Here is a 13,972-nt window from a genome sequence, read left to right on the forward strand (position 1 = left end):
AGTGGCCAGTATGGTGGTGCGCGCCGCCGAGCTGCCCGCGTGAGGTTGTGTCGGGCGGCGGAGCCAACCGGGAGAACCTGCCTTGAGTCGTGAAACTGACACTCCGTCCTCCGGGCCCAACGGGCGCGGCGGAGCCGCCTACCCGTCGGGCACGCCGCCGTACGGGACCCCGACGGTCTCCGACAGCGGTACGGAAGCGGGCCGTTCGGCCACGCGGCCGGAGGAACGCAAGACCGAGACCACGCTGACGACCCGGATCCGGATCAACATCCCCGGGTCACGGCCCATTCCGCCCGTGGTGGTGCGCAAGCCCGTCGCGGACGCGGCGGGCTCCGGCGACACCGGTACCGGTTCGGGCGCCGGCGCGGGCAACGACGCGACGGCTCCGGGCGCCGCCACGCCCAGGGGCACCGGCACGGTCGAGCCTCCCGCCGAGCCCGGCCAGTCCGCCCAGTCCGGCGATGACAAGCCGGCCAGCGACTGGTTCGCGCCCCGCAAGTCCGGCTCGGGCAAGCCCGGTCAGGGGAGCGGCTCCACCAACGGGGCCGGTCTGCCGGGCGGTTCGGGTCCGGCGGCGGGTGGTTCCGGCGCGGGTGGTCCGAGTGCCGGTGGCACCGGCTCGGGCAGCCCCGCCGCGGGCGGCTCCGGTGCCGGGCGGCCCGGCGGCGTGGTCGGTTCCATGAGCAGGCCGGGCGGCTCCCGGTCCGGCGGCACGAACGGTGCGGGGCTCCCCGGCGGCGCGACCGGCGGTCCCGTCGCGCCCGGGCACGGCGGCGGCACGGGCTCCTTCGACGTGACCGAGGCCCTGGCGGCGGGCCCGCTCGGCAACGGCTCGCGTCCCGGCCCGGGCACTGACGGCGGCGAGACGCGCCGCGACGACCTGCCGTACTTCTCGGAGAACGACCGCCTCGGCGGCCAGAACGGCCAAGGTGGCTACGGCGGGCAGGGCGGCCAGGGCGCGCCCAGCGGCCTCGGTGACGCGGGTGCCCCCGGCACGCAGGGCCCGGCCGGCCCGACGGGCGGTCCGGTCACCGGAGACGGCCCGATGATCCCGCCGGCGGGCGGCCCCGGCGGACCGGGCGGCTTCAACGAGCAGGGCGGCCCCGGCGGACCTGGCGGACCTGGCGCTTTCGATGAGCCGGGTGGTCCTGGTGGCCCCGGCGCCTTCAGCGAGCCGGGCGGTCCCGGCGGGCCTGGCGGCTTCAGCGAGCCTGGTCGCTCCGGTGGCCCGGGCGCCTTCAACGAGCCGGGTGGCCCTGGCGGACCCGGCGGCTTCAGCGAGCCCGGCCGCTCCGGTGGCCCCGGCAGCTTCAACGAGCAGGGTGGGCCCAGTGGGCCCGGTACCTTCGACGAGCCCGGCCGGCCGGGCGGCCCCGGCGCACCGGCCGGTCCCGGAGCCATGAGCGGCCCCGGTGGACCTGCCGGTACGGCCAACCCCGGACGCCCTGGCGGCCCCGGCGGTACGGGCAAGCACGGAGCTCCTGGCGGCCCCGGTGCCTCTTCGGGTCCCGGTGGCCCCGGCCCCCTCGGCGGCGCCCCCGGCGCTGCCGCCCCCACCGGCCACGGCGCCGCAGGCCACGGCCCCGGCGGCGGGATGAGCGACGACACAGCCATCCTCACGCCGCAGAAGCCGGCCCCCGAGCCGCCGGACGGCCAGGGCTACGGCCCCCGGCACGACAACGTCTCCGGGCACACCGTCACCAGCGGCATCCCGGTCGTACCGCCCGGCGCGGCCTCGCCGTTCGGCCCGGGCTCGCCCGGCGACGGCCCGGCGCCCCACACGGCCCCGAAGCTGCCCGAGCCGGTCTCCCCGCCCCCGGCGAGCTCCTCGAAGGCGCCGAAGAAGAAGGGGCGCAACAAGCTCGTGCTGCTCGCCGCAGCCGTGGTGGTCGCCGCCGGTGGCGTCTACGGCGCCGGCCTGCTGATGAACCGCACCGACGTGCCGAAGGGCACCACCGTGCTCGGCGTCGACATCGGCGGCACGACCCGTGACGGCGCGGTCAAGAAACTCGACGACGCCTTCGACGACCGCGTGGGCAAGCCGCTGAAGCTGTCGGTGGACGGCAAGACCGTCTCCCTCGACCCGGACAACGCGGGCCTCCAGTTCGACATGGACGCCACGGCCGACTCGGCGGCGAAGAGCGACTACAACCCGGTCTCCGTGATCGGCTCGCTCTTCGGCAACCACCGCGTCGTCAAGCCCGTCATGCCCGTCGACGAGGAGAAGCTGCACGCCTCCCTGGAGGACGCGGCCGGCGGCTCCGGCTCGGCGAGCGACGGCACCATCAAGTTCGAGGGCGGCAAGGCCGTCCCCGTGTACGGCAAGGTGGGCAAGGGCATCGACGTCGCCAAGTCGACGACGGCGGTGGAGGAGGCGTACCGCTCCCAGGTGGAGACCGGCACGGCCGGCACGGTGAACCTCCCGACCACCACCCGGCAGCCGACGGTCTCGAACGCCGAGGTCGACCGGATGCTGAAGGAGTTCGCGCAGCCCGCGATGTCCGACCTCGCCACCGTTCGCACGGACGCGGCGCACAGCATCGACTTCGGCCGTGTGTCCCTGCCGAAGATCCTCAGCTTCAAGGCCGTCGACGGCAAGCTGGTGGACACGTACAACCTCAAGGCCCTCCAGGAGGCGTACGGCACGACCTTCGAGGGCGTGAAGATCGACGGCGCGAGCGGCAAGCGCGACGTGCTGCCGCAGGACGTCGTCACGGCCCTGCGCGAGGCCCTGCGGGGCAAGACGCCCGCGGAGCGCATCGGAGTCATCGACACCAAGCCGAACTGACCTCCGGCCGCCCGGCCGCACGAAGCCCCTGCCCACTCCGGGCGGGGGCTTTCGTCGCTGTCACCCGAGAGGCATGACATCTGTCATGCGGCACTCCGGACGCCCGACACTGCCCGCACCGGCACCCCCGAGGCCACCATGACCGCATGACAACGACAGCCCCGGTGGTCGCGTTCGACCAGGTGAGCAAGGCATACGCCGCCGTCCGGGCGGTGGACGGACTGACCCTGGCCCTGCGCCCGGGGGAGACCGTGGCGCTGCTCGGTCCCAACGGCGCCGGCAAATCCACCACCCTCGACCTGCTCCTCGGCCTCAAGAAGCCCGACAGCGGCACGGTCCGCCTCTTCGGCACCGGTCCCCGGGACGCCATCGTCGCCGGGCGGGTGGGCGCCATGCTGCAGAGCGGCGGGCTGATGGACGAGGTCACGGTCGCCGAACTGGTGCGGCTCGCCTGCGACCTGCACCCGAAGCCGTACCGGCCCTCAGAGGTCCTGTCCCGCGCGGGCATCGCGCAGCTCGCCGGGCGCAAGGTCGACAAGCTCTCCGGCGGCCAGGCCCAGCGCGTCCGTTTCGCCCTCGCCACCGCCGGGGACAGCGACCTGATCGTCCTGGACGAGCCCACCACCGGCATGGACGTCACCACCCGCCAGGCCTTCTGGGCCACCATGCGCGAGCAGGCCGACCGGGGCCGGACCGTCCTCTTCGCCACCCACTACCTCGAAGAGGCCGACGCCGTCGCCGACCGGGTCCTGGTCCTGCACCGCGGCCGGCTCCTCGCCGACGGCACGGCCGCCGAGATCAAGGCCAAGGCCGGCGCCCGCCGGGTCTCCTTCGACCTGGCGGGCACCGTCGACGAGGCAGCCCTGCGCGGCCTGCCCTTCCTGACCTCCCTGGCGGTGTCCGGCCGGACCGTCCGCATCCAGTCCACCGACGCCGACGCCACCGTCCACGCCCTCTACGGCCTCGGCCTCTACCCCCGCAATCTCGAAGTCGCCGGGCTCGGTCTGGAGCAGGCCTTCGTCGCGATCACGACCGCCGAGGAGGCGAAGGCGAAGTGAACAGCCTGATCAGGCTCGAACTCACCCGAGCCCTGCGCAACCGCAAGTTCCTGTTCTTCTCCGTGATCTACCCGTCGGTCCTGTTCCTGATCATCGCGGGCAACGCCGACAGCACCACGAAGGTCCCCGGCACCGGCTTGACCCTGCCGACCTACATGATGGTCTCCATGGCCTCCTTCGGCGCTTTGACGGCCGCCCTCATGGGCAACAGCGAGCGCATCGCCAAGGAGCGCGAGGGCGGCTGGGTACGGCAGCTGCGCCTGACCACGCTGCCGGGCCGCGGCTACGTCCTTGCCAAGACCGCGAGCGCCGCCGTCGTCAGCCTGCCGTCCATCGTCATCGTCTTCGTCGTCGCGGCGGCCGTGAAGGACGTACGCCTGGACGCCTGGCAGTGGCTCGCCCTCACCGGCGCGATCTGGGCCGGCAGCCTCGTCTTCGCCGCGCTCGGCGTCGCCCTCGGCTATCTGGCCAGCGGCGACGCGGTCCGCCCGATCACGATGATCACCTACTTCGGCCTGTCGATGCTGGGCGGCCTGTGGATGCCGACGACGACGTTCCCGGACTGGCTCCAGGACATCGCCAAGTGGCTCCCCACGCACGCGTACGCTGCCCTGGGGCAGGCCATCGAGCAGAGCCGCGCCCCGCACGTCCAGGACCTCGTCGTCCTCGTGGTCTCCTTCGCCCTGTTCGCGGGCGGCGCGGCCTGGCTGTACCGGAAGGACACCCTGAAGGCGTGAGCGGCGTCGGGTTCGGCATGGGGCAGCGCCCGGTGAACCGCAGGCAGCGGGCGGTGAAGGCGCTGTGGACGGGCATCTGGCTGGTGTACCTGAGCGCACCCGTCAGCGACCTGCTGCACGGCGGCCACAGCACGGGCGTCCGCGTCCTCGGCTGGATCGGCCTGGCCGCCTTCGTCACCTGGTACATGCTGCTGGTCTTCCGCACCGGCCGCGGCGAGCGCAACGCCGTGGTGCTCGGCTCGCTCGGGGTGCTCGCCGCCCAGTCCACGCTCCTCGCCCTCACGCTGGGACGCGAGTGGCTGGTGCTCTTCGTGTACGTGTCGATCGCGTCCGGGGCGGCCCTGCCCCTGCGCATGGCCCGCTGGACGATCCCGGCCGCGTGCGCGCTGCTGACCGCCGTCGCGCTCGCGACGCACGGCGGCAACTCCTTCCTCGCCGGCCTGCTCATCCCGGCCCTGCTCGGCGGCTTCGCCATGACCGGCGTACGCGAACTCGTACGCACCACCATCGCCCTGCGCGAGGCCCGCGCCACCGTCGCCCAGCTCGCCGCCAACGAGGAACGCCTGCGCCTGGCCCGGGACCTGCACGACCTGCTCGGCCACTCGCTCTCCCTGATCACCCTCAAGAGCGAGCTGGCCGGCCGCATGCTGCCCGACCACCCCGACAAGGCGGCCCGGCAGGTCGCCGACATCGAGCGGGTCAGCCGCCAGGCCCTCGCCGACGTCCGCGAGGCCGTCACGGGCTACCGCCGCCCCCGCCTGAGCGCCGAACTCGCCGGCGCCGGGGTCGCCCTGACCGCGGCCGGTGTCACCGCCGGCCTGCCCGCCGAACCCGACCTCACCGGAGTCCCCGAGGAGAGCGAGACCGCCCTCGCCTGGGCGCTGCGTGAGGCGGTTACCAACGTCGTACGGCACAGCGGCGCCGCCCGCTGCACCGTGGAGCTCCTGCACCGCCAGACCCTCGACGGCCCGGTGCTCGAACTCGCCGTCGAGGACGACGGCTCGGGCGCGGGCGACGGCTACGGCAACGGCCTCACGGGTCTCGACGAGCGCCTCACCCAGGCGGGCGGCACCCTGGAGGCGGGTCCGGTCAGGCAGGGCTTCCGCCTGGTCGCCCGCGTGCCCTCGGCCGGCCCGGCGGACGTAGGATCCCCGGCATGAGCCGCCCGATCAAGGTCCTGCTCGCCGAGGACCAGTCGATGGTCCGCGAGGCCCTGGCCGCCCTGCTCGGTCTCGAAGCGGACATCGAGGTCGTCGCCCAGGTGGCCCGCGGCGACGAGGTCCTCGACGCGGCCCGGGCACACGCCGTCGACGTGGCCCTCCTGGACATCGAGATGCCCGGCGCGACGGGCATCGAGGCCGCGGCCCGCCTGCACGAGGAACTCCCGGCGGTGAAGCTGGTCGTCCTCACCACCTTCGGCCGTCCCGGCTACCTCCGCAGCGCCATGGAGTCCGGCGCCGACGCCTTCCTGGTCAAGGACGCCCCCGCCGCGCGACTCGCCGAAGCGATCCGCAAGGTCCTCACCGGCGAACGCGTCATCGACCCCACCCTCGCGGCAGCGGCCCTGGCGGAAGGCGCCAACCCCCTCACGGACCGCGAACGGGAAGTCCTCCGGGCAGCGGCGGACGGCTCCACCAACGCGGAACTGGCCACGACCCTGCACCTCTCCCAGGGCACGGTCCGCAACTACCTCAGTACGGCCATCCAGAAGCTGGCGGTGAGGAACCGCGCGGAGGCGGTCCGGGCAGCCCGTGAAAAGGGCTGGTTGTAGACCGACTTTCCTGCGGGCGCGGGGAACTGCGCGATCAACCACAACGAAACTCGCACTCGCCCACGAACACAGGCCCTCACGCGAGAAGGCGTCAGTTCAACATCGCCCTGGCCGCGTGAGCCTCCCCCCGTACCCGCTCAGCGGCCCCCTCATCCACCGCTCCCACCACGTCGGCGTAGGCCTCCAGCTCCACGGCCCCGCCCAGGAAATCCCCCCGCCCCACCAGCAACTGCGCCCGCTCGTACCGCAGCCGGGCCGGATGCGAGGGCAGCAGCAACGACAACTCGACCGCCCACAACGCCACGTCCGACCGCTCCGGCCGGGCCGCCGCCCACGCCCGTACGTTGTTCAGGATCCGCAACACCACATCCAGCGGATCGGCCGGCCGCAGCATCGACGGCTCAAGGTGCGTCCCGGTCGCCCCGGCGACCAGCAACTCGGCGTCCGCCCCCGTGAGCACCCGCCCACCGTCGAACGGATCGGCGAGCACCTGCCCCTCGTCGGGCCCGAAGCCGACCACGAAATGCCCGGGCAGAGCCACCCCGTACACCGGCGCCCCGGCCCGCCGGGCCACCTCCATCCACACCACCGACAGCAGGATCGGCAGCCCACGACGCCGCACCAGCACCTCGTGGAGCAGGGAGGACTCCAGGCGCTGGTAGTCGGCCGGGGCGCCGTGAAAGCCCATCCGGTCCCCGAGCAGCTCCCGCAAGGCGACCGCCCACGCCCGCGGCCCCCCGGGCCGGTACGGCACCAGCCCGGCCAGCCGGTCCAGCTCGACCTGCGCGGCGTCCAGGCCCGCCTCGTCCAGCGCTCCGTCCGCCTCCGCGCCCACCAGCAGGCACAACGTCGACAGATCGGGCCGCTCGGACCGGGCCTCTTCGGCGAACCGCCGCCGCAGCTCGGCGGAACGCTCGGGGGACGGGGGATACGGGGGACGCATAGCTGGCTCGTGCCCTCTCACGACGATCGGTTACCGGCCGGAGTCGCGGTCATCCGGCTCCCGGTAGTGGTGGTAGGCGTGGTGCGCGGCGAAACCCATCCCGGCGTACAACGCCCGCGCTCCCTCATTCTCGGCCTCGACCTGGAGCCACGCGGCCGACGCGCCCTCGTCGAGGGCCCGCCGGGCCAGCGCCGCCATCACGGCCGTGCCCAGCCCCTGCCGCCGCAGATCCGGGTCGACCTCGACGGCGGCGAACCCGGCCCACCGCCCGTCGACGACACACCGCCCGATGGCGGCCGGAGCCGCCGCCCCCTCCGAACCGGGCACGGTCGCGAACCACACCGAAGGCCCTCCCTCCAGCACCCGCAGCGCGACCTCGCTCATGCCCTTGCGCTGGTACCGGGCCAGCCACGCCTCGTCGGCCTCCCGGGACAGCACCACCCCCGACGGCTCGGCGACGTCGGCCACCGGCGCCAGCGGCCCGACCCACATCTCGGCCGTCACCTCCCGCACCCAACCCCGCGCCTCCAGCTCCGCGCACAGCAGCTCCTGCGTGCCCTCGGCACCGGTCGCGGTCTGGACGTAGGCAGGCAGGCCACGCTCGCCGTACCAGCGCCGGACGGCGTCGAGGGCCTCGTCCAGGGGCACGCCCGGGTCACCGAGCGGCAGCACCGAATTGGCCCGCCGCGTGAACCCGGACGCGGCCCGCAGCTCCCAGTCCCCGAGCCGCTCGCTCTCCACGGGCCGCCAGGCCCGCGCGGCGACCCGCGCCAGCTCTTCGTAGGAGGCGGCCGGACCGCGGCGACGCGCCGGAGCGGCGGGCACGACCTTGCCCGCGACCAGCGTGGATTCCGCGATGCGGACGCTCTCGCCACCCTTGCGTGTGATCAGCAACACACCTTTGTCCCATGATGTGAGAACTCCGACCGTGTCGGTGAACTTCTCACCCGGAGCCGCATGTTCGATCATGCTCCGCACCGAGACCCGTTTGCCCACGTCAGCAGTGGTGATACGGACCTCGAGTCGCCCGGCGGCAGATATTTCCACTGGTCGGTTCACCCCTCCTGTTCGGATCATGCCCAGGAACGGAGATACTAGGGGCGGGCATCGACGACGCCGCGCTCCCGCGCGCCAGGCGGCGGAGCCTGAGGAGGCCCGCCAGCGCCCTATCGAGGAGGAACGACAGCGTGACCTACGTCATCGCGCAGCCTTGTGTCGACGTCAAGGACAAGGCGTGCATCGAGGAGTGCCCGGTCGACTGCATCTACGAGGGCTCCAGGTCCTTGTACATCCACCCGGACGAATGCGTCGACTGTGGTGCCTGTGAGCCGGTCTGCCCGGTCGAGGCGATCTTCTACGAGGACGACACTCCGGAGGAGTGGAAGGACTACTACAAGGCGAACGTCGAGTTCTTCGACGAGCTCGGCTCGCCCGGCGGTGCCAGCAAGCTGGGGCTGATCGAGCGCGACCACCCCTTCATCGCCGCGCTGCCGCCGCAGGCCTAGTCACCGCGAGCGGCCCGCACATCCGTGCCGCCTCGGTCCCGTACGGCCCGATCACGCCCTGGTCGCCGTACGGGGCCGAGGCGTTCGCCGCGACGGCTCGTCCGTACCAGAAAGTGAGCCAGAAACCGTGTCCGCAGTCTCCGACCGTCTCCCCACTTTCCCCTGGGACAAGCTGACGCCGTTCAAGGCCACGGCCGCCGCCCATCCGGACGGCATCGTGGATCTGTCGGTCGGCACCCCGGTCGACCCGGTCCCCGAGCTGATCCAGAAGGCGCTGGTCGCCGCGGCGGACTCCCCGGGCTACCCGACCGTCTGGGGCACGCCCGAGCTGCGCGACGCGATCACCGGCTGGGTCGAGCGCCGCCTCGGCGCCCGGGACGTCACCCACCGCCACGTCCTGCCGATCGTCGGCTCCAAGGAGCTCGTCGCCTGGCTCCCGACACAGCTGGGCCTCGGTCCCGGCGACCGGGTGGCCTTCCCGCGCCTGGCCTACCCGACCTACGAGGTGGGCGCCCGCCTGGCCCGCGCCGAGTACGAGGCCTACGACGACCCGACGCGGCTGGACCCCGAAGGCCTGAAGCTCCTCTGGCTGAACTCCCCGTCCAACCCGACGGGCAAGGTCCTGTCGAAGGCGGAGCTCACCCGGATCGTCGCCTGGGCCCGCGAGCACGGCGTCCTGCTCTTCTCCGACGAGTGCTACCTGGAGCTGGGCTGGGAGGCCGAGCCGGTCTCGGTGCTGCACCCGGACGTCAACGGCGGCTCGTACGAGGGCATCGTCGCGGTCCACAGCCTCTCCAAGCGCTCGAACCTGGCCGGCTACCGGGCGGCGTTCCTGGCCGGCGACCCCGCGGTCCTGGCTCCCCTCCTGGAGATCCGCAAGCACGGCGGCATGATGACGTCGGCACCGACCCAGGCAGCGGTGATCGCGGCCCTCGGCGACGACGACCACGTCCGTGTCCAACGCGAGCGCTACACCGCCCGCCGCGCGCTCCTGTGCGCGGCCCTGCTCGCCCACGGCTTCCGCATCGAGCACAGCGAGGCCAGCCTCTACCTGTGGGCCACGAGGGGCGAGTCCTGCTGGGACACGGTGGCCCACCTGGCCGAACGAGGCATCCTCGTGGCCCCGGGCGACTTCTACGGCCCGGCGGGCGCGCAGTTCGTCCGAGTGGCTCTGACGGCGACGGACGAGCGGGTACGGGCGGCGGTGGACCGGCTGAGCAAGTAGCGGCTGCCGCTGAGGGCAGTCGTTCGGCCGGTGCCGGAACGAACCGAAGGGGTCCAGGGAAGCTCCCTGGACCCCTTCGGCGATAAAGCCCGGTGTCAGCCGACCGGCAGGCCCTTCGCCGGCAGCGAGCCCGCAGACGGCACCCCACCCTTCGTCAGGGAGTCCGTCGGCAGACCCCCCGGCGCCGAACCAGCCGCGTCACCGACGAGCTGCCCGGCGGAGCCCGCCGCGTCACCGGCCGCCTTCTGCGCGAGGGGCGTGGTCTTCTTGACCGTCTTGCCGCCGATCTTGCCCGCGGCCGGCACCGCCTTCTTCACGGTCTTGCCGCCGGTGTCACCCGCGGACCTGGTGACGTCCTGCGCCGCGCCGTCGACGGTGTTGCCGACGTTCGCCCCGTCCAGGGCGGTCAGCCCGCCGAGGTTCGGGTTGGCCGGCAGCTCGGGGGCCGCACTGGCGGAGCCGGCCGCACCGACCCCGGCAGCCGCTCCCGCAGCGACGATCAGCGCGGCTCGGGCGATCCGGCGGGTCAGGGGGAGGGACATGGTGCTCCTTCGACGGAGAGAACAGTGTGGTTCGTGAAGTGTCCGACCGGGTCCGGGAGTTGATCGACTGGCTGTTGATCGCCCCGGCTCGGACGCAGTGACTACCGCTCGAAGCCCTCGAAGGTTGCGGCGCCGCAACGTAAAGAGTTGGCAATGCGTCGCATAATCGGCTGCGGACAAACGGGCAAAGAGGCACCCGCCAGAAAGACCGCCGAATCCTTCCAGCCCTTTGCCCCCAACGTATTCACGGACCCTGGGTGAGGGCGTGAAAACCTGAACACACCGTCGCGGCAGAGCCACGCGGGCAACCCTCACGGGTGAGTGCCCGTACCCCTGCCCGATCTAGCGCATCGTGACAATGCGGACGGCGTCCGCGTCCCGTTCCGCACCCGCCGTGCCCTTCGCCGCGGCGTCCCGCCACTCGCTGGCGGTGTTCCCGGCGACCCACTCCCGCCCCGCGTACGTGACGCGTGCGATGTGCAGCTCGGAGGCGTTGGCCACGGCCCAGTGCGCCAGCTGCCAGCCGCGCTGCTCCACGCTCCGTCCGTCGGCGGAACTCGTCGCGTCGGTCACCGGCAGCGTCACGGTCCGCCCGCCGGACCCGCCCGCAGCGCTCGGGGTCGGCGTCGGCGTGGCCGCCGGCGAGCGGCCCACCTCCGCACCGGCCGTCTCCAGCACATCGCGCCCGAAGTCCCGCACGAGCGCCGCGCGCACCCCGTCCGGGCCCGTCGCCCGGGTCGCGGCCGGGCGGCCCTCGCAGGTCAGCGTGGCCGCGGACTGCCCGGTGAGCGCCGCGGCGAGCAGCGCCGCGTCCGGCTCGTGCTTGGCGTAGGCCTGCGGGAAGCCGCTGCGCTGCACGCGCTGCGCGGCGACCGTGAGCGGCAGCCGGGTGTAGCCGGGCACCTTGACCAGGTGGTCGTAGAACTCGCCGGCCGAGTACGTCGGGTCCATGATCTCCTTCGGCGTGCCCCAGCCCTGCGAGGGCCGCTGCTGGAACAGGCCGAGCGAGTCCCGGTCGCCGTGGTTGATGTTGCGCAGGGCCGACTCCTGGAGCGCGGTCGCCAGCGCGATGGTCACGGCCCGCTCGGGCAGGCCGCGTCCGTCACCCACGGCGGCGATCGTCGCCGCGTTCACCGCCTGCTCGGGCGTGAACTCGTACGACGCCCCGTCGCCCTTGCCGGAGACGACTTTGCAGCCCGGTTCGCCTGTGCCTCCGGTGACGTACTGCACCACGAGGTAACCGGCGATCGCGAGCAGGATCACGAACGCGGACCCGCATCGGAAGAGGCGGCCGCGACGCTTGGGGGGAGAGGACGGCTCTGGCACGCCGTACAAGGTACTGGAGAGTACGGAGTGCCCTGTGCCGGGTGTGGACAGTGTGCACAGTCCTGGCGCGTTAGGGTCGACGGCATGGCCGACACCTCTCTTGACCTCACGCTGGACGCCGCAGAGCTCACCGCCCGGCTCGTCGACTTCCGTTCCGAGAGCGGCACCGAGAAGCCGCTCGCGGACGCGATCGAGACCGCGCTGCGCGCGCTGCCCCACCTGACGGTCGAGCGGTTCGGCAACAACGTCGTGGCGCGGACGGACCTGGGCCGCCCGGAGCGGGTGATCCTGGCCGGTCACATCGACACCGTCCCGATCGCGGAAAACGTCCCTTCCCGCCTGGACGAGGACGGCGTCCTGTGGGGCTGCGGCACGTGCGACATGAAGTCGGGCGTCGCGGTCCAGTTGCGCATCGCGGCCACGGTCCCGGCCCCCAACCGCGACCTGACCTTCGTCTTCTACGACAACGAGGAGGTCGCCGCGGAGCTGAACGGCCTCAAGCACGTCTCCGAGGCGCACCCCGAGTGGCTCCAGGGCGACTTCGCGGTCCTCCTGGAACCGTCGGACGGCCAGGTCGAGGGCGGCTGCCAGGGCACGCTGCGGGTGCTGCTGAAGACCAAGGGCGAGCGGGCCCACTCGGCGCGCGGCTGGATGGGCTCCAACGCGATCCACGCGGCGGCTCCGATCCTCGCCCGCCTGGCCTCCTACGAGCCGCGGTGGCCGGTCATCGACGGCCTGGAGTACCGCGAGGGCCTGAACGCGGTGGGCATCGCCGGGGGAGTGGCCGGCAACGTCATCCCCGACGAGTGCGTCGTCACCGTCAACTTCCGCTACGCGCCCGACCGCACGTCCGAGGAGGCCGTGGCCCACGTCCGGGAGGTCTTCGCGGACTGCGGCGTGGACGAGTTCGAGGTGGTCGACCACAGCTCGGCCGCGATGCCGGGCCTGTCCCACCCGGCGGCGAAGGCGTTCATCGAGGCGGTGGGCGGCACCCCGATGCCGAAGTACGGCTGGACGGACGTGTCCCGCTTCTCGGCCCTGGGCGTCCCCGCGGTCAACTACGGCCCGGGCAACCCCCACTTGGCGCACAAGCGGGACGAGCGCGTGGAGATCGCGAAGGTCCTCGCGGGTGAGGAGCGCCTGCGGACCTGGCTGACGGCCTGACCGGCCGGAACACCATCGTGTTTACGGCGCTCGATCGCGGACATGCTCACGTCCCTCGTTCGTAACCCGCGTAGATCTACGCTGAGGCGGAACGACCGGCACGACGGAGGGAGCGCACATGGCGACCGGCAACCCCGAGGGGAAGAAGCAGCCGCCGGAGGAACAGCGCCTGGGCCCGGTCCTCCGGAGGCGGGGGCAGGTGCAGGCCAGCACCACCGACCAGCGGCTGCTGGACGAGCGCGCCCCGTCCGACTGGGTGCACACCGACCCCTGGCGCGTGCTGCGCATCCAGTCGGAGTTCATCGAGGGCTTCGGTGCGCTCGCCGAACTCCCGCCCGCGATCAGCGTGTTCGGCTCGGCCCGTACTCCGGCGGACTCACCCGAGTACGAGGCGGGTGTCCGGCTGGGCCGGGGCCTGGTGGACGCGGGCTTCGCGGTCATCACGGGCGGCGGCCCGGGCGCGATGGAGGCGGCCAACAAGGGTGCCCTGGAGGCCAAGGGCATCTCGGTCGGCCTCGGCATCGAGCTGCCGTTCGAGCAGGGCCTGAACCCGTACGTCGACATCGGCCTCAACTTCCGCTACTTCTTCGTCCGGAAGATGATGTTCGTCAAGTACGCCCAGGGCTTCGTCGTCCTGCCCGGCGGCCTCGGCACCCTCGACGAACTCTTCGAGGCCCTCACCCTCGTCCAGACGCAGAAGGTCACCCGCTTCCCGATCGTCCTCTTCGGCAGCGAGTACTGGGGCGGCCTCGTCGACTGGCTCCGCCACACGGTCATCGCCCAGGGCAAGGCCGCGGAGAAGGACCTCCTCCTGTTCCACGTCACGGACGACGTGGACGAGGCGGTGGCACTGGTGTCGAAGGAAGCGGGCAGATAGAGGCGAGCCGGGCTTCTTGTCCGAGCGATTCGGGTG

12 protein-coding genes and 1 pseudogene are annotated in these 13,972 nt (G+C 72.8%); 9 read left to right on the forward strand and 4 right to left on the reverse strand.

Annotated features, from left to right (window positions below):
* Positions 1-82: 82 nt before the first annotated feature.
* The 5 genes and pseudogenes from CP976_RS43305 to CP976_RS28140 all read left to right on the forward strand — a co-directional run bounded on the left by CP976_RS43305 (position 83) and on the right by CP976_RS28140 (position 6,354).
* Positions 83-2,788, forward strand: coding sequence for a peptidoglycan binding domain-containing protein (locus CP976_RS43305; RefSeq protein ID WP_190146887.1), 2,706 nt, complete (start codon positions 83-85; stop codon positions 2,786-2,788).
* Positions 2,789-2,997: 209 nt separating this feature from the next.
* Positions 2,998-3,846: pseudogene (locus CP976_RS28125) on the forward strand (ABC transporter ATP-binding protein); the annotation flags it as partial.
* A complete protein-coding gene (locus CP976_RS28130) occupies positions 3,843-4,583 on the forward strand; it encodes an ABC transporter permease (protein WP_150482854.1) in 741 nt (246 codons plus the stop codon). The pseudogene CP976_RS28125 and the gene CP976_RS28130, both read left to right, overlap by 4 nt.
* On the forward strand, positions 4,580-5,743 hold the full coding sequence (locus CP976_RS28135; RefSeq protein WP_150482855.1) for a sensor histidine kinase: 1,164 nt from the start codon (positions 4,580-4,582) through the stop codon (positions 5,741-5,743). Before CP976_RS28130 ends, CP976_RS28135 begins: the two co-directional genes overlap by 4 nt.
* Positions 5,740-6,354, forward strand: coding sequence for a response regulator transcription factor (locus CP976_RS28140; RefSeq protein ID WP_150482856.1), 615 nt, complete (start codon positions 5,740-5,742; stop codon positions 6,352-6,354). The genes CP976_RS28135 and CP976_RS28140 overlap by 4 nt, the downstream gene beginning before the upstream one ends.
* A gap of 91 nt (positions 6,355-6,445) precedes the next feature.
* Here CP976_RS28140 and CP976_RS28145 read toward each other — a convergent pair whose 3' ends face one another.
* Together CP976_RS28145 and CP976_RS28150 are read right to left on the reverse strand one after the other, a co-directional pair.
* The gene (locus CP976_RS28145) at positions 6,446-7,297 is read right to left on the reverse strand and encodes a transglutaminase family protein (protein ID WP_150482857.1); all 852 of its coding nucleotides are present in this window, start codon (positions 7,295-7,297) and stop codon (positions 6,446-6,448) included.
* A gap of 30 nt (positions 7,298-7,327) precedes the next feature.
* The gene (locus CP976_RS28150; RefSeq protein ID WP_150482858.1) at positions 7,328-8,344 is read right to left on the reverse strand and encodes a GNAT family N-acetyltransferase; all 1,017 of its coding nucleotides are present in this window, start codon (positions 8,342-8,344) and stop codon (positions 7,328-7,330) included.
* A gap of 140 nt (positions 8,345-8,484) precedes the next feature.
* Here CP976_RS28150 and fdxA point away from each other — a divergent pair, with 140 nt between their 5' ends.
* On the forward strand, positions 8,485-8,802 hold the full coding sequence (gene fdxA, locus CP976_RS28155; RefSeq protein ID WP_010047804.1) for a ferredoxin: 318 nt from the start codon (positions 8,485-8,487) through the stop codon (positions 8,800-8,802).
* Positions 8,803-8,929: 127 nt separating this feature from the next.
* A complete protein-coding gene (locus CP976_RS28160; RefSeq protein ID WP_150482859.1) occupies positions 8,930-10,027 on the forward strand; it encodes a bifunctional succinyldiaminopimelate transaminase/glutamate-prephenate aminotransferase in 1,098 nt (365 codons plus the stop codon).
* Positions 10,028-10,122: 95 nt separating this feature from the next.
* Here the strand turns inward: CP976_RS28160 and CP976_RS28165 are convergent, their stop codons facing one another.
* Positions 10,123-10,569, reverse strand: coding sequence for an ATP-binding protein (locus CP976_RS28165; protein ID WP_150482860.1), 447 nt, complete (start codon positions 10,567-10,569; stop codon positions 10,123-10,125).
* A gap of 342 nt (positions 10,570-10,911) precedes the next feature.
* A complete protein-coding gene (locus tag CP976_RS28170; protein WP_150482861.1) occupies positions 10,912-11,895 on the reverse strand; it encodes a VldE C-terminal domain-containing protein in 984 nt (327 codons plus the stop codon).
* 84 nt (positions 11,896-11,979) lie between these two features.
* Here CP976_RS28170 and dapE point away from each other — a divergent pair, with 84 nt between their 5' ends.
* Together dapE and CP976_RS28180 are read left to right on the forward strand one after the other, a co-directional pair.
* A complete protein-coding gene (gene dapE / locus CP976_RS28175; RefSeq protein ID WP_150482862.1) occupies positions 11,980-13,059 on the forward strand; it encodes a succinyl-diaminopimelate desuccinylase in 1,080 nt (359 codons plus the stop codon).
* Positions 13,060-13,177: 118 nt separating this feature from the next.
* Positions 13,178-13,936, forward strand: coding sequence for an LOG family protein (locus tag CP976_RS28180; RefSeq protein ID WP_086840076.1), 759 nt, complete (start codon positions 13,178-13,180; stop codon positions 13,934-13,936).
* Positions 13,937-13,972: the final 36 nt, after the last annotated feature.

It is taken from the genome of Streptomyces coeruleorubidus, from assembly GCF_008705135.1.
Lineage (GTDB): Bacteria > Actinomycetota > Actinomycetes > Streptomycetales > Streptomycetaceae > Streptomyces > Streptomyces coeruleofuscus.